Here is a 19,507-nt window from a genome sequence, read left to right on the forward strand (position 1 = left end):
AGATAAGGATAATGAAGGTTATGCTGAAGCCTTCACATCAACTTCCTTTTTTTTGACATTTGGATCATATCTCAAGCCCGGGGTCAACCAATACATCAGTATGATACGGGAATAACGGTAGTTGAATGGCGACATTAAAACAACGCTCATGATAGCAACGGTTGCATAGAGTATAAAAGAAGAATCATTGCCTGTCAGGATATAGGTTGCCATACAAGCCGTAACCATTTCTGCAATGGAGAACGCATAGGTAACATACATGGCACCATAAAAATAACCTGGCTCACGCTCGTAACGAAGTCCACAGTATTCGCAATGGCTATTCATTTTTTGTACTTTAAGACCATAGGCAGGACCTTGGTACACATGGCCGATCCGGCATCTTGGACATTTCGCTTGCCATGCAGCTTTAAATTCAGATAATTCGTATTTAACCTCTTCCATAGTTATAGTTGTTTTCTGAACTCTTCTGGTGTGAGCCCAGCGGATTTTTTGAAAAATTTAGTAAAGTATGAGTTGTCATTGAATTGCAGCTCATCTGCAATCTCATTGATATTTAAGTTTCGATTGACCAATAGTCGCTTCGCTTCGAGTACAATCCGGTTTCGTATAATTTCACCTGCTGATTGTCCGATGTAGGATTTGCAGATCGCATTCAGATGATTGGGTGTGATAAATAACTGATCTGCGTACACACTGGGCAATTTGGTAGATCTGAATTGCTGTTCAACCAATTGCTGAAAACTATTGAATATTTTGTGATTATATGGCGTACTGTGCTCTTGATGATCTTTTTCTGTAGAAATTGAGATATACAATATAAATTGGAGCAGAAGTGTACGGATATAGTCTTCCGATTGACCTGCCGCTTTTGCGGAAGCAATTTGTTCAAGAATGTGAATAGCCTGCTTGCGAAATTGTTCCGCAATAACAAAAATAAGCTGCTCAATTTTACCCTGTAAGAAGCTGAAGCGTTCCAGGTAATCGGTTCTTAAGAGAAAAGACTGAAAATAGTCAATGGAAAAATTGACAACATAGCCTTCTTCGTCACCTGTAAAGTTCCAGGTATGAACTTGACCTGGTACCATAAAATAGATTTGATAAGGTTCAATGTTGTAATGATTGAAATCAATAATGTGTTCTCCTGAGCCCTTGGTGAATAGCACAAAATGGAAAAAATTATGTTTGTGAGGAAATACCATATCCTGATGCTTGATGATATATTCTTTTAGATCATCAATATGAATCGTTGTTTTGTTATTGAGATCAATGCTACAACTATCAATAATCGGAATGGTATTTTTTCTATTCATATAGCAAAATTACGCTAAATATTCTTTTAACAGTGGTGTTTATTTGGTCTTTTATGGTGTTTTTCAATGATTTTTATATTTTGATACGGTATACGATATGTTGGAACAATCCTTGTGCCTAGAGGTTTAAAATATATTTTACAACATGGAAAGTAATTTAAATAGTTTGGGGAGTAGATTTGGTCGTTTGACCGATATTGTCATTGAGTCTATTCCGGGGATTATAGGTGGAATTATCCTATTGATTCTTGGGAAATATGTGATCAATTTTGTAGATCGCTTATTACATAAACGTTTCGAAAAGAAGAATGTAGATCCCTCTATTCGGGCATTTATCTCCAGTATTGTAAAGATCGTCATGTGGGTGATGTTGCTCCTCACCGTCGCAAGTCAGATTGGAATACAGACAACTTCTTTTATTGCTGCTTTATCCGCCTTTGGGTTGGCCGTTGGTATGGCGCTGCAGGGAAGTCTGAGTAATTTTGCCGGCGGAGTGCTGATTTTGATGTTTAGACCATTTGAGGTAGGGGATTCCATCTCGAGTGCAAATGGTACCGCAGGTACTGTAGAACGGATTGATATCTTGTATTCCACTTTAATAGGCGATGATGGTGTACGTGTTTTTAGCCCAAATGGCCCTTTGGCCAATTCGGTTATTAAAAACTATACGAAAATTGTGCAACGCATGTTTGAATATACCATCAGTATCTCTTATGATAAAAATGTGAAAGAAGCGAAAGATATTATATTAAGAGTTCTCCATTCGAATGAAAATGTGTTGACAACTCCAGAGCCAACTGTTTTTATCAAAGAATTGGGAGACAGTGCCATGGTTTTAACCGTTCGTGCGTGGACGAAAAGAGAGCATTATGTCGCTGCTCGAAACTCAATGCAGGAAAAGATTATGTTGGAGCTGGAAAGGAACGATATTAGTTTATCTTCCAATCCGACACAGATTAGCATTGTTTCGAATTCAAGCGACCTAGGGACTGCAAAAGCTTAGTCCTGATCTGTTCCCAAGGCGTGTAAAAGGACAAAGTACCGGTAGGCAATGATAGCCTGCTGGTACTTTTTTAATTTCAAGGGATCCATCTTACCGTATTTTGGTAAGATGGCTTTATTTAAGCTGTTTAAAATCTGAAAAAATCTTCGTTTCATTGATATACCTCTTTATTGATAATCTGCGGCATTTTTTCGCCTTTAATTGCTGCCAGTAAGTTACTGGCGGCCATCATTGCCATATTATCCCGCGTTTCTTCTGTAGCAGACCCGATGTGTGGCAGTACACAGACATTTTCCATATTTAACAGTGGATTTTTCGGATCCATCGGTTCAGGATTTGTCACATCAAGTCCGGCACCCCATAGTTGGCCAGTCTCTAGAGCTTCTGTTAGATCTATTTCATTGACCAATCCGCCTCTGGCGGTATTAATCAATATAGCGGAGTTTTTCATGCGCGCAAATGTCATTTTGTCAAACCGGTTTTTAGTCTCCGCTGTCAACGCCGCATGGATTGAAAGGACATCGCTCCGCGTGAGCAGATCGTCGAAATTCACATATCGTGCGCCAAGAATTTGCTCTGCTTCCTCATTACGGCTCCGATTGTAATAGATAATATCCATGTTATACGCTGCTTTGGCTTTTCTCGCGAATTCAAAGCCAATTCGTCCCAGTCCATAAATACCCAGTGTTTTGTTGTTGAGCTCGATGCCTAGGTTTGCCGTTGGATCAAAACCTTTCCATTCGCCCTGCAAAATTCTCTTGTGGTTGAAAAATGCCTTCCGCGATACCGATAGCATTAAAAGGAATGCGACATCAGCTGTTGCTCCCGAAAGTATGCCTGGCGTATTGCTTACAGGTATTCCATGCTGTGTTGCGGCAGCGATATCCACATTGTCATAGCCGACACTCATGAGGGATAGGGCTTTAAGGTTTGGGCAGTTTTGGAAAAAATTAGCATCAAACTTTTGCATCCCACCATTCAGCACGTAATCGGCCTGTTGGCTCGCTTCGATAAGCTGCCTTTCGGATAGGGGATCAGCTGAATCGTGTATCGTTAGATCGTGACCGGCAGATTTTAATAAATCTATACCTTTTTGTGGTATTTTTTTAGTGATAAATATCTTCATGCAAATAGCTGTTCTTTAGCTTTCTTGTGATTGATTTTGGTAAACCAATTTGTGTTTTCTTCTAGTCAAAATTAATGATCACTCATCGCTATAACAACAAAAAAAACCATATTGTTGTTTCAATATGGCTCATTATTCTCTATTTTTTGAACTTTATTTTTTACGGAGTATGTAATCTAAAATAGCTTTACCCTTATCATCGGCAGAAATGGCAGAATTGGACAAGATGATAACGCCACTTTTTTTATCGGGCGATAAGGCTAGATAGGAGCTGCTTCCGGCAGTTCCTCCATTGTGCCAATAGACCGTTAGGTCGTCAATCAGGTTCATATGCCATGCGAGTCCCAAGTCGGTGTCTGGAGGCAGAAAAAAGTAAACAATCTGGTATTTGCCATCGCATTTTCCAAGGGAGTCTGCGGCATTTTGAATTGCGCATTCGCAAATTTAAGCAGATCCTCGAGTGTCGATTTTAATCCGCCAGCGGGACCGAAAGCGTCAAATGACCAAGGAATCACTTCCTGGCCTTCTTTATTATATACTTTAAAAGTATCTTTTCTCTTAGGGTCTAATACTTGAAAGGTATTACTCATTTCAAGTGGTTTACAGATGATGTCTTTTACAAGCTGATCATAACTTTTTTTATAGATACTGCATATAATGTCTCCTAATACAGCGTAACCAAGGTTGCTGTACTCGTATTCTTCACCTGGATTTTTTTTGTTTTTAAAGCTTGCGAGGTAATTATAAAGTGCTTTTTTGTCGTATGTTTTGTAGGGGTCGTTTTCGTTAAATCCTTTGACTTTGTCAAGATTGTCAGGAAGTCTAGGTAAGCCAGAGGTATGATTGGCCAGCATTTGAAACGTTATTTTTGAAAGTTCTTCATTTTTCTTGAGTGTATCAGGAAGAAATAGCGCAATAGGCTGATCTAAGGTTATCGTTCCTTCTTCGACAAGATTTGACAAAAGTATAGCGGTAAAAACTTTACTTAACGAACCAATTTCATAGGTAGAAGTTTTTGTAGGCGCTGTTTGGTTGCCTTTGGCAGTCTCACCATAGAAATAGCTTTTTGTTTGTCCATTCTTTAGAATGCCAATTGCAAGTGATTGCGTATTTTGTTGTTTCAAATAAGCATTTGCAACAGAATCGACAAAAAGGTCGTCATTATCGACTGATTTCTGTGTGGCAGGTACCACAATAGTTTTTTCCACTTGAGGCTTGATTGCCAGAGGAGTGAATTTTAATGTATTGAATTTTAAGGTTGTGTCCGTTGCAAAAAGAACCTCATACGATTGGCTGTCGAAGTCCATCTGATAGGTTGCAAGCCCTTTTTCAAACTCTTTTATGGTTGAGCTTTTTACCCTTCCTAAGGGATAGAGTTCCTGTAGTACTTGCGTGAATTTGGCTAAGCTAAATTGTTGTTTGAAGGTGTCACTGGCCAAATTATAGGCGGAGTCTGTCATCTGGGAATTGATAAAAAATTCCAGCTTATTGTAAACTCCTTTATTGATCTGTTCTGCAGGATTCGTTTGGGCAAAGGAGTAAGATGTGATGCCCAGCAATACTATTGTAATAAAATGTTTCATAACGATTGATGGGCACAAATCTACGGAATGTTTAAATTCCAATCAATTGTTTTAATCGGGCATAGCCTGATTTACTGATATTGAGCTTTTCGCCTGATGTCAGTGCAGCAATATACGAATCCTTTTCATAAGGTTCCAATTTGGCCAACTGATCCACTTTAATGATAAAAGATCGGTGTATACGGACAAATTGATTCGGATCCAAAGATTTTTCAAAAAATGCCATTGTTTTATTTTTCAGGTACATGCCATCTTTGGTATGAATTTTAACATAGTCGTCATAAGACTCCAGGTATTTGACGGTATCAATCGGAATAATCTTGATCTGGGTGCCTGTTTTGACAACAATACGGTCGATTTTTGTTTCGTCCTGCGCTGTAAGCACTTCGTAGTTGGGTTGAACTTTTTTCTCAGGTGCGGAGTAGCTTGCTCTGAATTTTTCTAAAGCTTTTTTGAAACGTGTTGGTGATACTGGTTTTAATAGGTAATCCAAGGCGTTCTTTTCGAAAGCTTTCAAGGCGTATTCGTCAAAAGCGGTCGTAAAGATGACCGCCGGAGGGTCGTCAACGAGTTCAAGCATTTCAAATCCGGTCAATTTGGGCATTTGTACGTCCAGAAAAATTAAATCCGGTTCGTGCGTATGGATAGCCTTAACAGCTTCAAAGCCATCACCACATTCCGCCACAATGGATATATCGGCTTCATTTTTTAGGTAACCCGCAATAATGGAGCGTGCAAGGGGTTCATCATCGATAATTACGACTTTAATCATATTGAGGTATTTTTAGGGTGCTAATAAATATGTTGTCCTGAATTTGAGTTTCCAGTAGATCATTTCTTCCATAAAGGAGATATAATCTGCGTTGAATACTCGATAGTCCAAATCCAGTGCCTTTTTTTGGTTTTGACTGTTCTTCGGTATCGAATGGGTTGGTAATCTGGATCAGCAGTTGGCCATCATTCGAATGGCATTTTATTTTAATTTCTACTTGATCCGTTACATTATATAACCCGTGTTTAATCGCATTCTCCACCAGTGGCTGAATAATCATGGCAGGCAATCTATTGTTAAAAATTTCTTCTGAAGAAGAGATGGATGTATTGAGTCGATGACCGAAGCGTACTTTTTCAATATCGAGATAAAGTTGAAGGTGATCGAGTTCTTCTTCAAGTGTGATAATTTGATTATTTTCTTTTCTTAGTGTTCCTCTTAAAAAGTCCGATAGCTGGAACGTCATGTTTCGGGCTTCATCCGGATTGGCGCCAATAAGTGCTATAATGGAGTTGAGGCTATTGAAGAGGAAATGAGGCTGTAATTGTTGTCTTAGATTATACAGTTCGGCTTCCCGAAGTAAATTTTCGGATTCCTGCTTCCGTTTGATATTGTTGATATTGTCTTCCTGAATATTCCAGACAATGTTGATAATGGCAACAGAAGTCAAAATGAGGAAGTTAACGATGCCCCGATAAGGTAATGTTAAGTCCAGCAATGGGGTAAAGGTCGATTGGATAAAGTAACTCATCAAGAATCGGCTTAATGCGATGCTTATTGCGCCCATGATTAAACCGATGATGAGTACTTTCCAAATCTCCCGGGGTTGTGGGGTGTAGAAATTGAGTGCTGATGACATGCCATAGCAGCAAAACATCATCACCATACTGTTTATAAATGAATCCTTGAATGCAAGTTGCTGATCAAATCCAGAACGAAGCATCAATAGGTATTGTAATGCAAGATATCCGATAAATACGGATACACAGATAATGCCAATTAGTCGACTTTTAACACTGAGGAACAGCTTGCTTTTCATCTATTAAGCATTTTTTATGGTTAAATTACCTAAAATACAGGTGCCTGTTATATAGATTTTTTTATCTGTATCGGGGTTATAAATCGTTTGGAACCGACGGTCATCGACAGAGCCTAAGACCGAGGCGACGTTACTAAATACTGTCCAATGTGGGGGGATAATTATACGTGCGCTGCCAAACAATTGGAACGTATCGATCACAATTGGCTGCTGAATATCTGCTTTCGTTAAATCTAGCTCTACGCTTCCAAATACATTGGTCAAATTGCCCCCTCTAAAGTTTTTGGAATAAATGACTTTCTTTTGACCCGCAAAGATGCTGTTCAGATTGAGGTTGTCCTCAAATGACTGGTGAAAGGAACCTTTCTCTTTGTCGCCAAAAGCCTGCTGATTAGGCGAGGCTTGTTGGCTTGAACCGTATTGTTCATTAAATGGTCTTGATTCCTGATCCGTAATGTTGCTCTCAGTTGCGCCCTCTACAGGTACACTGACTCGCTTATCCCAGTCGTAAGAGCCTTGTGGCGGATTAGGGTAAGTTGGGGGAACCATCGGCGGTTTCCTTTTGCTCATGATAAAGTAGATCCCGAGCGAAATGATGATGATAGGGACCGTTACAGAACCAAAGTCTGTACGCATCATTCTTGAAATAAGGCTCGCTCCGCCTATGATCAATAGGATAATTGCCGATTTTTTCTGAAATTGGGAATTTATGCCAATGACCAATCCAATAATGATTAATATCGTTTGCCAGCCAAATAACCAATCCGGAAACCAGCTTCCTAAATTGAGGTTATTCAATAATAAGAATATACCTACGATGATCACAATTGCTCCTACAATATTGCGGCTATTATTGCTGTTTGGTATGATGGGTTCTTTTTCCATAATGTTTTTACTATTTATGACTCAAAGATAGAGGCACAAATATATTCTACATATTTGCTTTAGGTAATACAACTTATATTTTCGGTAAATGTAATGATTTCGTCGGTAAAAAATCTTGTTGTTTAATTTTTATCTAGCCTATGTTAGGAAGGGGAACTGCCATTTTTATGCGTAATTGTCTTTTTTTTTAATATTATTTGGTGTATTAAAATGAATTATTATATATTTATCAAAGATTAAGATTACTTTAAACTTAAATAACAACCAATGGGAGATTTTGAAAACAAAGAACGTGAAGAAGTTTTTTCAAAAAAGGTGAGAGCAGGTAAGCGTACTTATTTTTTTGATGTAAAAGCAACTCGATCGAACGATTACTACATTACTATCACAGAAAGCAAGAAACGCTTTGAGGATGGCCAGTTTATTAAGCATAAGATTTTCTTATATAAAGAAGATTTTGAAAAGTTCGCTGAGGGTTTGACAGATGTAGTTAATTACATCAAGTCTAATCAGGAAGTAATCGAGAAACGTTATGAGCCTAACTTTGATGATGCATACGCTGAAGAAGCGGGTGTTCGGTCAAAAGATGATTTTTCGTTCTAGTATTGTAGAGCGAAATCTGAATGAAAGAAAGAAATAAAAGCCACTGAAGTGGCTTTTTTTGTTGTTTTCTATATCCGATGTTGCACTTGGCGACCAAAGTGATGTTTACAATGGTATATTTCGCAGGAAATCATTTAGCACGGCATTGAATTTTTCGGGTTCCTCGAGATTCGGCAAGTGCCCGGATTCTTCAAACTCCATATAGCGGACGTCGGGTATATTTTCGATAAGGATATTTGTTTGTTCTTCGCTCATCATCTTGTCGTGTTTCCCTTTTATAATCAGTGTTGGGATAATAATGGTCTTCAACGAATGGGTTGTATCTGTTCGTGAAGCAAGAGCAAGTTGTGTCGCACAAATGCTGGCGACTTCATTTCTGCGAATACAGCTTTTGATGAGTTCAACAGCTTCGGGGTTTTCACGGATTGTTTTATCGTGAAATACATTCGCGATAAAGCCAATGGCAAACGGTCTTCTGCCATATTTTAATAGCGCCTGAATGGAATCAAAACGCTTTTGTTTGCTTTTGTTGTCGTCGGAAAGGGAATTCGTGTCACAGAGGATAAGTCCTTTGAGTTGTTGGCCGATCAGTTCATAGGTCCTGAGTGCAATGTAGCCGCCCATAGAAATTCCACAAAGGACGACATGATTGAGGTCGAGTTTACGAATAAATTCCACTAGATCTTTGGCAAAAACATCGACGGAGAAAAAACCATGTCCATTGGTGCTTAGTCCATGTCCGCGAACATCAATGGCGATGCCTGTATAATCTTCGTCGAGTTGCAGGAGCTGCTGTTTCCACGTGTTTTTGTTGAAGGGAAAACCATGGATGAAAATGACTGTTTTTGGAGCGGGGTATAATTTGCTGGGGCGAATATAATAGGAGATACTGATATCTCCGATGCGAATTTTACTGAGTTTTAATTCTCTTTTGCTCATGAATGCTAACATTTGTCAGTGTCTGAAAAAAAAAGTTGATATTTTAAATATAATATTATCAACGAGATAAAAGAAATGTTGTTGTATAAAGTTTAAAAAAGAGAAAAAATGTTTGTTAAATCGATAAATATAACGATATTTGCATCACCAAAACGGAAAAGGATAACAGATTTGTTTTGGTTGCCTAGCGCTCCTAGCTCAATTGGATAGAGCATCTGACTACGAATCAGAAGGTTAGGGGTTCGACTCCCTTGGTGCGCACGAATACAGGTTCTGTATCTTAAAAAGGCATTCCTAGCTCAATTGGATAGAGCATCTGACTACGAATCAGAAGGTTAGGGGTTCGACTCCCTTGGAGTGCACAAAGAAAAGCCAGTCAATTTGATTGGCTTTTTTGTTTTTATTAACGTTGTTGCAAAGCTGTCGATGGTAAAGGGAACTTCTTTTTGAAAAAAAATTTGTAAAAAAACGAATTCTGACTATATTTGCGTCACCAAAACACATGGGACAGAGTTCTAAACGTAATGGTTTATTGCGCTCCTAGCTCAATTGGATAGAGCATCTGACTACGGATCAGAAGGTTAGGGGTTCGACTCCCTTGGAGCGCACAACTGAAAAGCCTAGTCATCATCTGTGATTAGGCTTTTATTTTTTAACTCGTTTTAATTTCTTAAATAAAACTATGCTAAACCTTGTAATATTTGGCCCTCCGGGTGCAGGTAAGGGAACCCAATCTGCAAAGCTTATTGAAAAATATCAATTGGTTCATGTTTCAACTGGTGATATTTTTAGAGCACACATTAAAGGTCAAACGCCACTTGGTCAACAAGTGAGCCAGATTATTGCTGAGGGAAATTTAGTGCCAGATTCGATTACGATAGCAATGCTGGAAGAGGAAGTAAAGAAAAATCCGGATGCAAAAGGATTTATTTTTGATGGATTTCCTCGTACTGTTGCTCAAGCTGAAGCATTGGATGCTTTTTTAGAAGGTATCAATACATCAATCTCGGTCGTAATCGCACTGGATGTGAATGAGGATGAATTGAAAGCACGCATCGCTAAACGTAAGGAAATTTCTGGTCGTGCGGATGATGATGCGGATAAATTGGTGAAGCGTATCGATGAATATTTCACAAAGACGATTCATGTGTTGCCGTATTACGAGGCACAAGGCAAGCTTTCTAAAGTGAATGGTATCGGCGATATCGATTCTATCTTTAAAAGTTTGACTGATATCATCGATAATTATTAATTAAGATAAGTATTTTCTAGACTGTAATAAATTGTAATGGCGCAAGGTTCGAATTTTGTTGATTATGTGAAAGTGTGTTGTCGTTCTGGACATGGTGGGGCAGGTTCGGCTCATTTGCACCGTGACAAGCACACCGCTACTGGTGGACCCGATGGTGGTGACGGCGGTCGTGGCGGACATATTATACTGAAAGGAACGACTAATCTCTGGACGTTACTCCATTTAAAATATCGTAAACATATCATCGCGTCAAACGGTGAGTCTGCGGTAGTTCTTTGCGTACCGGGGCAACCGGACGTGATGAGATCTTGGAAGTGCCACTGGGTACGATTGCAAAGGATGCGGAGACGGGAGAGGTATTGTTCGATATCACAGAAGACGGTGAAACCAGAATATTGGTTCCGGGTGGAAAAGGCGGGCTGGGCAATTGGCATTTTAAGTCGCCGACACAACAGACACCACGGTTTTCGCAACCTGGTCTTCCGGGGAAAGAGCAGTGGATGATTCTCGAATTGAAGGTTCTTGCTGATGTTGGATTGGTGGGATTCCCGAATGCAGGTAAATCAACGTTGTTGTCCGTGGTCTCTGCTGCGAAACCAGAAATCGCGAATTACCCCTTTACAACACTGGTGCCTAATTTGGGTATGGTAAGCTACCGGGATAACCGTTCTTTTGTTATGGCCGATATTCCGGGTATTATCGAAGGGGCTTCGGAAGGAAAGGGATTAGGGTATCGTTTCTTGCGGCATATCGAACGAAATTCTGTTTTGTTGTTTATGGTGCCGGCCGATACAGACCGGACAATCCGGGAGGAGTACGCCATTCTATTGAATGAACTGACTGCATATAATCCCGAGTTGGCAGATAAACCTAAATTGCTGGCTATTACCAAGTCTGATATGCTCGATGAGGAGCTGGAGAAGGAAATGGAGCTGGAGCTGCCGGAAAATGTACCCTATATTTTCATTTCGTCGGTGACCGGTAAAAATATATTGCCATTGAAAGATATGATCTGGAAAGCAATCAACTCTTAAGTTTAAATACATAAACAGAAAAGGCGCCCCACACCGTAGGGCGCCTTTTCTGTTTATGTTAACTACGAATTTCTATCCTTAAACTTTCATTGCCCCCAGTTTTAGTGGTAACGGCAACTGGCTGATTTAAGAAACGCATTACAACTGACTCATTCAGCCACCAACTTATCCCTAATCCCAATTTTCAATTAGTTTTTTAGTCAGTATTTATTCACTGTTTATTCAGTCTTCACTGAGCAAGCACTGAACAAGCACTGAACGAACACCGAACAAGCACTGTTAAAAAGACGAATTTGATTCCTCCGTATTTCTAATTTTCTGCAACTAAAAATTAAAAGAAAAAAGGAAGAAGCTGCGATTACGAAGCAAAAAGATCGCTGTTCTGTAATAATAGGTCATTTTAACGGGAAGATGAACTAGCGCACAGCATTGTGCTCCAAAAAATGTATGTTTTTTAAGTTTTTTTATTAATTTCAACCTATTATTTAATCCCTGATGGACGACTGTTTTTCAGTTCCATCGCCAAACTAAATCTAAATGAAAACAGAAGACGAAAAGTATTGTGTAGAGTGCGGTAAGTTAATCAATATCAAGGCGGAGGTGTGCCCATTTTGTGGTGTGAGACAGCCTATTTTTTATGCTAACCAACCTTTTCAACAGCAAAACAACACCTTTCAGGATGACAGGTGGTTACCAGCACTGTTATTTTGTTTTTTTCTCGGCCCTTTTGGAGCGCATCGATTCTACTTGGGGCAAATTGGTACTGCTGTTATTCAGCTGCTTACCTTGGGGGGATGTGGTATCTGGTATCTAATCGATTTGATTATGATTATTGTCGGAAAATATAAAGATGCCAACGGTAATTATATCAAGAGTCCAATTAACAATAATTAATGATTTCGCTCGTCCTGAAATACCATAAATGTCATTGGATATATTCGTTGGTGCTAGGGTATTTCGGGATTGCCATTGGCTCTTATCTTTTTACAGATATCCATATCCTTATTCCCTGTCTTTGGAAGAGTATCAGTGGTTCTGATTGTCCCGGTTGTGGGTTAACAAGAGCCTTTATCGCCTTGCTGCGGATGGAATGGCAAGAAGCTTGGTTAGAAAACCCGCTGATTTATATGCTTGTCCCATTATTGACTGTGCTGATTTTGAGGGACTTTATTCGGTTTCGGGAAGTCCAATCAATGGAAGGATAAAAAAATAAAAAATGTTTTCACTTTATAAGTGATATGTCGTAACTTTGTCTCCCGTGAAAATTAAAGTAGAGTCTTTACTGGTAGGTGCCTTAGGAAACGGTTTGTCAATCGTAATGATGCATTGTTAATTGATATTTAGCCCATTTGAGGGCTTTTTTTATATCCAGTCAAGAAGGCTTTAAAATTCATAAAAGTAAGGATACACATTTTTATAATATTACATCGATAATGACCAACTACAGCAAATTGCCTGCAATTTTAGTTTTAGAAGATGGTACAGTTTATCACGGTAAAGCCGCTGGTAAAATTGGTACGACTACTGGGGAGATCTGTTTTAATACAGGAACAACCGGTTATCAAGAGATTTTTACAGATCCATCTTATTTTGGACAAATCATGGTAACGACCAATGCGCATATTGGTAACTATGGTATTGATGCGGATGATACCGAATCAAATCAAATTCAGATTGCTGGATTAGTTTGTAAAAACTATAACATCAACTACAGCCGCAAAATGGCTGATGAATCGATCCAAAGCTACTTTGAGGAAGGAAATTTAGTTGGTATTTCTGATGTGGATACCCGTTCATTAGTGCGCCATATTCGTGATAAGGGGGCGATGAATGCGATTATTTCTTCAGAAACATTGGATGTTGAAGAATTAAAACGTCAATTGGCGGAGGTTCCTTCAATGGATGGTCTGGAATTGTCTTCGAAAGTAACGACAGCTGAGCCTTATTTCTTCGGTAATGAAAATGCTTCGTTGCGTGTTGCAGTTTTGGATTTGGGAATCAAGAAAAATATCTTGCGCAATTTTGAGGCTCGTGATGTATATACAAAGGTTTTTCCTGCGAAGACAACATTTGAAGAAATGGAGCAGTGGAATCCGGATGGTTATTTCATTTCCAATGGTCCTGGCGATCCAGCACCGATGGATTATGCTATCGAGACTGTAAAAGCTATTTTAAACGCAAATAAACCGATGTTTGGTATTTGCTTAGGTCACCAGATTTTAGCATTGGCAAATGGCATCCGCACAAGCAAGTTGCATAATGGACACCGTGGTATCAACCACCCCGTGAAGAACATTATCGCCAACCGTTGTGAAATTACGTCGCAGAACCACGGTTTTGGAGTTGTGGCTGAAGATATCCAAAATTCTGAGAACGTCGAAATTACACACGTCAATTTGAACGATCAGTCTATTGAAGGTATCCGTATCAAAGGACAGAAAGCATTTTCGGTGCAATATCATCCAGAATCATCACCGGGTCCACATGACTCGCGCTACTTGTTTGATGATTTTGTAGCAATGATCAAAAACTAAATTGCACAATATTCTATAAAAAACCCTTCAGATTTTGAAGGGTTTTTTATTGTTTTTAGTTGAACAGTTATGCCGATGGAGCATATTTTATTTCATAATAAATAGGGGAATAAATACATTTTTTATTATATTTGATTGTGAAAAATGTCTGTAGATAAGAGTGTGTCTTATCTACACTAAGTAATGAAAATAAATTATAGTCTAATAAAGAGATGAGTTTAATTATCGATGTTCATGCGCGTCAAATTTTGGATTCGCGCGGTAACCCTACAATTGAGGTAGATGTTACTACACAAAATGGTTTTGTTGGTCGTGCAGCTGTTCCTTCAGGTGCTTCAACTGGTATTCACGAAGCAGTAGAATTACGTGATGGTGACAAGTCAAAATATCTAGGAAAAGGTGTTTTGAAAGCTGTTGAGAATGTAAACACTAAAATTGCAAAAGCGCTAGAAGGTGTAGATGTTTTCGAGCAAAATGCCATCGATAAAATCATGATTGATTTAGACGGTAGCGAAAATAAAGGAAACTTAGGCGCAAATGCTATTTTAGGAGTTTCTTTAGCTGTAGCGAAAGCTGCTGCACAAGAGTCACGTCAACCATTATACCGTTATATCGGTGGTGTAAATGCGAACACGTTACCTATTCCTATGATGAATATCATCAATGGTGGTTCACACTCTGATGCACCTATCGCATTTCAGGAATTTATGATCATGCCTGTGGGTGCGCCTTCATTCTCTGAGGCTTTGCGTTGGGGTACTGAGGTTTTCCATACGTTGAAAAAAATCTTACATGACAGAGGTCTTTCAACTGCAGTAGGTGATGAAGGTGGTTTCGCGCCAACTTTTGAAGGTACTGAGGATGCCATCGAAACAGTTTTGAAAGCGATTGAAATTGCCGGTTACAAACCTGGTCAAGATGTTTGTTTAGCGTTGGATTGTGCTTCTTCTGAGTTCTACAAAGATGGTAAATACGATTATACTAAATTTGAAGGTGATAAAGGAGCTGTGCGTTCTAGCGAAGAGCAAGCAAGCTATTTGGCTGAATTAACAGCTAAATACCCTATTATTTCTATAGAAGATGGTATGGCTGAAGATGATTGGGCTGGTTGGAAAACATTGACTGACAAAATCGGTGACCATGTTCAATTAGTAGGTGATGATCTTTTTGTTACCAATACAAAACGTCTTCAACAAGGAATCGATACTCATACAGCAAACTCAATTTTAGTGAAAGTAAACCAAATTGGTTCATTGACTGAAACAATCAATGCGGTTACTTTAGCTCAAAATTCTGGTTACACTTCTGTGATGTCACACCGTTCGGGCGAGACTGAAGATGCGACTATCGCTGACTTAGCTGTAGCACTGAACTGCGGTCAGATTAAAACTGGTTCTGCTTCACGTTCTGATCGTATGGCTAAATACAACCAATTGTTACGTATTGAGGAGGAATTGGGTGGTAATGCACGTTTCATCGGTAAAAACTTTAAATACGCTAAAAAATAAGCGAAAGCTTATTTTTTATATAAAAAGCCGAAGTATTTTCTACTTCGGCTTTTTTTGTGGGCAAAATATGCTGAATGATTTTTTCTATAGTTGGCTTTAGCACCGGAACTGATATCCTGTCTTAGAATAATGTATTTCCTGTGTTTTTGTTGGGATAGGTTAGATCCAAGTCGAATGTTGTATTCAGTTTTTTGATAAAATGTGTTGCCAGTAATGGCGATTCTATCTCAATATTCTGGTGGATAAAGAAATACAGTTTTTGCAACCCGTTTTCGCGCCATAGTTTCAGCACATCGATCCATTGATCTAGGCGATCGTAATCTGACGCGTGGTTGGCACCTACATACCGTATAAAAGCAGTCGGTGTGGTTAAGCGCATATGGAGCATGTCTCTACGGCCTGCGGTATCGACCAGTACGTTGGTCACGTTGGTTTCCTCCAGCAGCGCATAGAGTTCTTTTGTTACTTCGGGTTTGGAAAACCAATCTTTATTTCGTACCTCTAAGGCTAGAGGGACTTCTTTTGGCCAGTCATGAAGAAATAGTTTTAGACGGGCCATATCCTTTGGACTATAATTGTCGTGCATCTGTAAAAAGGCCATTCCTAGTTTCTCATCGAAATGAACAATGGAATCTGTAAACAACTTCACTTTATCACCCGTATTTAATAATCTGCTAAAATGGCTGATGGATTGTGGTATTTTAGGGAAGAACTTGAAGTTAGCAGGTGTTTTCTTTTTCCAGGTCTCTACCTGGTCTATGCCAGGTGAATTGTAGAATGTAGCATTGAGTTCAACGCTGTTAAACTGTGTGGAGTAATAAGCAAGTTCGTCTTTTGTACCTCTGGGATAAAAGCCTTTTAAATCTTGTTTATTCCATTTTGCACAACCTACATATACATCAAAAGGCTTGTCATTTTTGAAATGCTGCAATAGGTTTAAAGTTTCTGCTGGAGTAGGGGGAAGGGTAAAGTCGATTTCCTCAGGATGTTCTACTTGGCCGAATTTCATATCAGTTTTTTCTTAATTTATAATCAAATAATAGATGAGCCAACAAGGCCAACAGCGTATAACATGTGCCTACGAAAATAACACCGGGCCATTGGAAGTGTTGCCATGCTTGTGCAGCAAAAAAAGTGCCTGTTGATCCACCAACAAAATAGCTGACCATATATACGGTATTTAGTCGGTTGTTGGCCCCGATGTTTAGCGCATAGAAATCGCTTTGATTCAGGATATGCATCGACTGTAGGCCAAGATCGATGAGAATAACACCAAGGATCAGGCCCCAATAGTAATTGCCGAAGAGGGCGAATAATAGCCAGCTAAGCAGCATCAATAGAATAGCGTATAAGATAATTCTGGCTTTACCGATATATATGGTCAATCTGTTTACAAAAGCGGCTGCAAGCGCACCGCAGGCCCCCACAAGTCCAAATGCTCCGGCGGTTGCTGGCCCATCGAAGAAAGGAGGGCCTTCCAGGTGGAACACAAGTGTCGTAAAAAAAGCAGAGAAAGCCCCAAATCCCATGGCACCACGAAATGCTGCGAGCTGCAACACAGGCTGTTTTTTCGCGAAGTTCCAGACCGAACGCATCAATTCGCGATAAGAACCTTTGAAATTAGGCAGTACCTCTGGTAGCTTGAATGCGATGGTGATGGCTGTAATGACCATAATTGCTGACGCTATCCAATACATTTCGCGCCATCCGAAGTAGGAGCCAATAAACCCGCTTACAACTCTAGAGAGTAAAATACCGATCAGCAGACCCGACATAACCATACCTATCGCTGAAGCCTGCTTTTCTTTGCTCGCAAGTTCGGCTGCCATGGGCACAAAAACCTGTGGAATAACAGATGTGAAACCTATCAGAAAGCTGAATAGCAATATGGATAGGATAGAAGTGGACATGGCCATGCCTACCAAAGAAAAAATAATGAAAAAGAAATCGATCAAGATCATTTTCTTTCTTTTAAACATATCCCCTAAAGGAACGATCAGTAACAGGCCAAAGGCATATCCGATCTGCGTTAACATGGCCGAATTACTGACCATAGCCTCGTCAATATGTAGGTCTTTGGCAATCAAGCCCAATAGTGGTTGATTGTAATAATTATTGGCGACAACCAAGCCTGTGGCGATGGTCATCAGCCACAAGGTTGCTTTGGATATTTCGTTTTCGGAATCTATTGTTTGCGACATGAGCGACTAATGTAATTCATCCCAGAGATCCTGAAATTTTTGTTTCAATGCTGCAACTTCCTGTTCCAATTGTCCAATTCGTTCGAGTAAGGTCTGGTCGTTCGAGGAGCTGCCTGCAGGAACGCTATTTTCATACGCTTCCAGGTTGATATCTCCTAATAAATGAATATAGCGGACTTCTTTATGCCCTATTTGTTTAGGCAGGGACTTCAAGTAGCCTTCTTGTGCCAATTTTTCCAATTGTTCATTGATTTCGCCCAATGATTCGAATTCATAAAGTCTTCCAGAGTTTGAATTAATTTCCCCGGCGGTCATTGGTCCTCTGAGTAGTAATAAGCAAACAATGGTTAATTCGGAAGGAACCAGTGGAAATTGTATGGCAAAATTGTGTTTATACTTTGTTACGCGAGATCCTCCGCCAACAACTGTCGAGATTAAGCCCTTTTTCTTTAATATATCCAATGTAGCGATAATATCTTCTTCTGTATATTGTACAACCGGTTTGCGGGAAGTCTTTTGATTACAAGCAGCTTGTAAGCTGTTGATTGTCATTGGATAATATTCTGGGGTTACTTTTGATTTTTCGATTAGTGAGCCTAGTACACGTTGTTCCATGGCAGACAATTGGGGCAAATGAGTTGTTTCCATTTATCTTGAAGAATATAAATTTATGATTGAATACAAGTATGCTGTTATGCAACGTAACATTGGCTTGCAGTTTGTTCCTTCTCAAAGATGCCCTTTTTCTCCTACAACTCCAAAAGATCTTTTTCTTATCTTCGCATGAGTAATAGAAGATTTTAAGGTGCTTAAGATAGCTTTTCGTCAAGAATTTGTCCATCCCGTCAAAGAGGGGCATCGATTTCCGATGCTGAAATACGAGTTGATTCCTTTACAGTTAAAACATGAAGGGCTGGCAGATGAGTCAAGTTTTTTCAGTCCTGAACTAGCAAGCTTTGAGACATGCTGTTTGGTCCATGATCCAGTGTATGTAAAGCAGTTGTTTGAGCTTACTTTGGATTCGAAAATGATCCGTAGAATAGGTTTTCCATTAAGTCAAAGCCTTGTTGATCGGGAGCGATATATCTTAGATGGGACGATCCGAAGCGCCGCATATGCACTTGAGTATGGTGTTGCTTTTACCATTGCAGGGGGGACACATCATGCCGGTTATGATTTTGGTGAAGGCTTCTGTCTGATGAACGATCAAGCGACTGCCGCCGGGTACCTGTTGAAGCATAACTATGCAGGTCGTATCCTTATTATTGATCTGGATGTACACCAAGGAAATGGTACTGCGCATATTTTTGAGGAGCATAATCAGGTGTTTACCTTTTCAATGCATGGCGAGAAAAACTATCCCTTTGTCAAACAGCGTTCCCATTTGGATATCGGCTTGGAAGATCAGGTTACTGATGCGGAATATCTCACTTTATTGGAAGAAAATTTGGTTGATGTGTTCCGGAAATTTGAGCCTGATTTCGTTTTCTATCAGGCTGGAGTAGATATTTTGCAAACAGATAAGCTGGGGAAATTGAATTTAAGCAGCAGTACCTGCCGTCGAAGAGATGAATTGGTCTTTCATATGTGCCATAAACACCATATCCCTGTTCAGGTAAGTATGGGGGGAGGTTATTCTCCTGAAATTAAAGATATTGTCAATGCACATTGCCAGACTTTTAGAATAGCAATAGATTTATATAATTTATAAGATA

Annotated in this window: 21 protein-coding genes, 3 tRNA genes and 1 pseudogene; 12 read left to right on the forward strand and 13 right to left on the reverse strand. The window is 39.5% G+C overall.

Annotated elements, in window-relative coordinates; all coding sequences use genetic code 11:
• Positions 1–18 precede the first annotated feature (18 nt).
• Together DTA23_RS22505 and DTA23_RS22510 are read right to left on the reverse strand one after the other, a co-directional pair.
• A complete protein-coding gene (locus DTA23_RS22505; RefSeq protein ID WP_046675442.1) occupies positions 19–444 on the reverse strand; it encodes a DUF983 domain-containing protein in 426 nt (141 codons plus the stop codon).
• Positions 445–446: 2 nt separating this feature from the next.
• Positions 447–1,313 (reverse strand): AraC family transcriptional regulator, encoded by an 867-nt coding sequence (locus DTA23_RS22510; protein WP_070567827.1) that lies wholly within the window; start codon positions 1,311–1,313, stop codon positions 447–449.
• Between the two features lie 145 nt (positions 1,314–1,458).
• Here DTA23_RS22510 and DTA23_RS22515 point away from each other — a divergent pair, with 145 nt between their 5' ends.
• Entirely contained in the window at positions 1,459–2,316 is an 858-nt protein-coding gene (locus DTA23_RS22515) for a mechanosensitive ion channel family protein (protein ID WP_239468838.1), read from the forward strand.
• Here the strand turns inward: DTA23_RS22515 and DTA23_RS27270 are convergent.
• The 7 genes from DTA23_RS27270 to DTA23_RS22545 form a co-directional block, all read right to left on the reverse strand.
• Positions 2,313–2,471: a hypothetical protein gene (locus tag DTA23_RS27270; RefSeq protein ID WP_172462497.1), complete on the reverse strand. Its 159-nt coding sequence runs from the start codon at positions 2,469–2,471 to the stop codon at positions 2,313–2,315. The genes DTA23_RS22515 and DTA23_RS27270 overlap by 4 nt on opposite strands.
• Positions 2,468–3,442 carry a 2-hydroxyacid dehydrogenase gene (locus DTA23_RS22520; protein ID WP_112376107.1) on the reverse strand — a complete coding sequence of 325 codons (975 nt, stop codon included), beginning with the start codon at positions 3,440–3,442 and terminating at the stop codon, positions 2,468–2,470. The genes DTA23_RS27270 and DTA23_RS22520 overlap by 4 nt, the downstream gene beginning before the upstream one ends.
• A 153-nt stretch (positions 3,443–3,595) precedes the next feature.
• Entirely contained in the window at positions 3,596–3,772 is a 177-nt protein-coding gene (locus tag DTA23_RS22525; RefSeq protein WP_112376108.1) for a serine hydrolase, read from the reverse strand.
• The gene (locus tag DTA23_RS22530) at positions 3,769–5,025 is read right to left on the reverse strand and encodes a serine hydrolase domain-containing protein (RefSeq protein WP_112376109.1); all 1,257 of its coding nucleotides are present in this window, start codon (positions 5,023–5,025) and stop codon (positions 3,769–3,771) included. Before DTA23_RS22530 ends, DTA23_RS22525 begins: the two co-directional genes overlap by 4 nt.
• 31 nt (positions 5,026–5,056) lie before the next feature.
• On the reverse strand, positions 5,057–5,797 hold the full coding sequence (locus DTA23_RS22535; protein WP_070567819.1) for a LytR/AlgR family response regulator transcription factor: 741 nt from the start codon (positions 5,795–5,797) through the stop codon (positions 5,057–5,059).
• On the reverse strand, positions 5,790–6,836 hold the full coding sequence (locus DTA23_RS22540; protein ID WP_070567817.1) for a sensor histidine kinase: 1,047 nt from the start codon (positions 6,834–6,836) through the stop codon (positions 5,790–5,792). The genes DTA23_RS22535 and DTA23_RS22540 overlap by 8 nt, the downstream gene beginning before the upstream one ends.
• A 3-nt stretch (positions 6,837–6,839) precedes the next feature.
• Complete coding sequence (locus DTA23_RS22545) at positions 6,840–7,721, reverse strand: LiaF transmembrane domain-containing protein (RefSeq protein WP_083296035.1); 882 nt, start codon at positions 7,719–7,721, stop codon at positions 6,840–6,842.
• Positions 7,722–7,988: 267 nt separating this feature from the next.
• Between DTA23_RS22545 and DTA23_RS22550 the strand changes: the two genes are divergently transcribed.
• Positions 7,989–8,324: a DUF3276 family protein gene (locus DTA23_RS22550; RefSeq protein WP_070567815.1), complete on the forward strand. Its 336-nt coding sequence runs from the start codon at positions 7,989–7,991 to the stop codon at positions 8,322–8,324.
• Positions 8,325–8,429: 105 nt separating this feature from the next.
• Here DTA23_RS22550 and DTA23_RS22555 read toward each other — a convergent pair whose 3' ends face one another.
• Positions 8,430–9,263 carry an alpha/beta fold hydrolase gene (locus DTA23_RS22555; protein ID WP_070567813.1) on the reverse strand — a complete coding sequence of 278 codons (834 nt, stop codon included), beginning with the start codon at positions 9,261–9,263 and terminating at the stop codon, positions 8,430–8,432.
• 187 nt (positions 9,264–9,450) lie between these two features.
• On the opposite strand from DTA23_RS22555, the gene DTA23_RS22560 reads away from it, so the two are divergent.
• From DTA23_RS22560 to eno, 9 genes and pseudogenes are all read left to right on the forward strand, one after another.
• Positions 9,451–9,524, forward strand: a tRNA-Arg gene (locus DTA23_RS22560).
• 27 nt (positions 9,525–9,551) lie between these two features.
• Positions 9,552–9,625: transfer RNA gene (locus DTA23_RS22565), tRNA-Arg, on the forward strand.
• Positions 9,626–9,797: 172 nt separating this feature from the next.
• Positions 9,798–9,871: transfer RNA gene (locus tag DTA23_RS22570), tRNA-Arg, on the forward strand.
• A gap of 74 nt (positions 9,872–9,945) precedes the next feature.
• A complete protein-coding gene (locus DTA23_RS22575) occupies positions 9,946–10,515 on the forward strand; it encodes an adenylate kinase (RefSeq protein WP_046675448.1) in 570 nt (189 codons plus the stop codon).
• Between the two features lie 36 nt (positions 10,516–10,551).
• Positions 10,552–11,549, forward strand: a pseudogene (gene obgE, locus DTA23_RS22580) (GTPase ObgE).
• A gap of 537 nt (positions 11,550–12,086) precedes the next feature.
• On the forward strand, positions 12,087–12,443 hold the full coding sequence (locus DTA23_RS22585) for a TM2 domain-containing protein (protein WP_046675450.1): 357 nt from the start codon (positions 12,087–12,089) through the stop codon (positions 12,441–12,443).
• Positions 12,443–12,754, forward strand: coding sequence for a DUF2752 domain-containing protein (locus DTA23_RS22590; RefSeq protein WP_112376110.1), 312 nt, complete (start codon positions 12,443–12,445; stop codon positions 12,752–12,754). Before DTA23_RS22585 ends, DTA23_RS22590 begins: the two co-directional genes overlap by 1 nt.
• A gap of 228 nt (positions 12,755–12,982) precedes the next feature.
• A complete protein-coding gene (gene carA / locus DTA23_RS22595; protein ID WP_112376111.1) occupies positions 12,983–14,083 on the forward strand; it encodes a glutamine-hydrolyzing carbamoyl-phosphate synthase small subunit in 1,101 nt (366 codons plus the stop codon).
• A 212-nt stretch (positions 14,084–14,295) separates the two neighbouring features.
• On the forward strand, positions 14,296–15,591 hold the full coding sequence (gene eno / locus DTA23_RS22600) for a phosphopyruvate hydratase (RefSeq protein WP_046675452.1): 1,296 nt from the start codon (positions 14,296–14,298) through the stop codon (positions 15,589–15,591).
• A 121-nt stretch (positions 15,592–15,712) separates the two neighbouring features.
• On the opposite strand, the gene DTA23_RS22605 is transcribed toward eno, so the two are convergent.
• From DTA23_RS22605 to DTA23_RS22615, 3 genes are read right to left on the reverse strand one after another with little or no spacing between them, the layout of a single operon-like run.
• Positions 15,713–16,600 carry a DUF72 domain-containing protein gene (locus DTA23_RS22605; protein ID WP_112376112.1) on the reverse strand — a complete coding sequence of 296 codons (888 nt, stop codon included), beginning with the start codon at positions 16,598–16,600 and terminating at the stop codon, positions 15,713–15,715.
• A gap of 1 nt (position 16,601) precedes the next feature.
• The gene (locus tag DTA23_RS22610; protein ID WP_112376113.1) at positions 16,602–17,792 is read right to left on the reverse strand and encodes an MFS transporter; all 1,191 of its coding nucleotides are present in this window, start codon (positions 17,790–17,792) and stop codon (positions 16,602–16,604) included.
• A gap of 6 nt (positions 17,793–17,798) precedes the next feature.
• Positions 17,799–18,440, reverse strand: a complete 642-nt coding sequence (locus tag DTA23_RS22615; RefSeq protein WP_070567799.1) for a YceH family protein — start codon at positions 18,438–18,440, stop codon at positions 17,799–17,801.
• 157 nt (positions 18,441–18,597) lie between these two features.
• Here DTA23_RS22615 and DTA23_RS22620 point away from each other — a divergent pair, with 157 nt between their 5' ends.
• Positions 18,598–19,503, forward strand: coding sequence for a histone deacetylase family protein (locus DTA23_RS22620; protein ID WP_172462498.1), 906 nt, complete (start codon positions 18,598–18,600; stop codon positions 19,501–19,503).
• The last annotated feature ends 4 nt before the right edge of the window (positions 19,504–19,507 follow it).

This window comes from Sphingobacterium multivorum (genome assembly GCF_900457465.1).
GTDB classification, from domain to species: Bacteria; Bacteroidota; Bacteroidia; order Sphingobacteriales; family Sphingobacteriaceae; genus Sphingobacterium; species Sphingobacterium multivorum.

Excerpts from the sequence above, each read along its gene's own strand:
- DTA23_RS22505 (WP_046675442.1), bottom strand. The coding sequence starts at position 444 with ATGGAAGAGGTTAAATACGAATTATCTGAATTTAAAGCTGCATGGCAA.
- DTA23_RS22510 (WP_070567827.1), bottom strand. The coding sequence starts at position 1,313 with ATGAATAGAAAAAATACCATTCCGATTATTGATAGTTGTAGCATTGAT.
- DTA23_RS22515 (WP_239468838.1), top strand. The coding sequence starts at position 1,459 with ATGGAAAGTAATTTAAATAGTTTGGGGAGTAGATTTGGTCGTTTGACC.
- DTA23_RS27270 (WP_172462497.1), bottom strand. The coding sequence starts at position 2,471 with ATGAAACGAAGATTTTTTCAGATTTTAAACAGCTTAAATAAAGCCATC.
- DTA23_RS22520 (WP_112376107.1), bottom strand. The coding sequence starts at position 3,442 with ATGAAGATATTTATCACTAAAAAAATACCACAAAAAGGTATAGATTTA.
- DTA23_RS22525 (WP_112376108.1), bottom strand. The coding sequence starts at position 3,772 with ATGAACCTGATTGACGACCTAACGGTCTATTGGCACAATGGAGGAACT.
- DTA23_RS22530 (WP_112376109.1), bottom strand. The coding sequence starts at position 5,025 with ATGAAACATTTTATTACAATAGTATTGCTGGGCATCACATCTTACTCC.
- DTA23_RS22535 (WP_070567819.1), bottom strand. The coding sequence starts at position 5,797 with ATGATTAAAGTCGTAATTATCGATGATGAACCCCTTGCACGCTCCATT.
- DTA23_RS22540 (WP_070567817.1), bottom strand. The coding sequence starts at position 6,836 with ATGAAAAGCAAGCTGTTCCTCAGTGTTAAAAGTCGACTAATTGGCATT.
- DTA23_RS22545 (WP_083296035.1), bottom strand. The coding sequence starts at position 7,721 with ATGGAAAAAGAACCCATCATACCAAACAGCAATAATAGCCGCAATATT.
- DTA23_RS22550 (WP_070567815.1), top strand. The coding sequence starts at position 7,989 with ATGGGAGATTTTGAAAACAAAGAACGTGAAGAAGTTTTTTCAAAAAAG.
- DTA23_RS22555 (WP_070567813.1), bottom strand. The coding sequence starts at position 9,263 with ATGAGCAAAAGAGAATTAAAACTCAGTAAAATTCGCATCGGAGATATC.
- DTA23_RS22575 (WP_046675448.1), top strand. The coding sequence starts at position 9,946 with ATGCTAAACCTTGTAATATTTGGCCCTCCGGGTGCAGGTAAGGGAACC.
- DTA23_RS22585 (WP_046675450.1), top strand. The coding sequence starts at position 12,087 with ATGAAAACAGAAGACGAAAAGTATTGTGTAGAGTGCGGTAAGTTAATC.
- DTA23_RS22590 (WP_112376110.1), top strand. The coding sequence starts at position 12,443 with ATGATTTCGCTCGTCCTGAAATACCATAAATGTCATTGGATATATTCG.
- carA (WP_112376111.1), top strand. The coding sequence starts at position 12,983 with ATGACCAACTACAGCAAATTGCCTGCAATTTTAGTTTTAGAAGATGGT.
- eno (WP_046675452.1), top strand. The coding sequence starts at position 14,296 with ATGAGTTTAATTATCGATGTTCATGCGCGTCAAATTTTGGATTCGCGC.
- DTA23_RS22605 (WP_112376112.1), bottom strand. The coding sequence starts at position 16,600 with ATGAAATTCGGCCAAGTAGAACATCCTGAGGAAATCGACTTTACCCTT.
- DTA23_RS22610 (WP_112376113.1), bottom strand. The coding sequence starts at position 17,792 with ATGTCGCAAACAATAGATTCCGAAAACGAAATATCCAAAGCAACCTTG.
- DTA23_RS22615 (WP_070567799.1), bottom strand. The coding sequence starts at position 18,440 with ATGGAAACAACTCATTTGCCCCAATTGTCTGCCATGGAACAACGTGTA.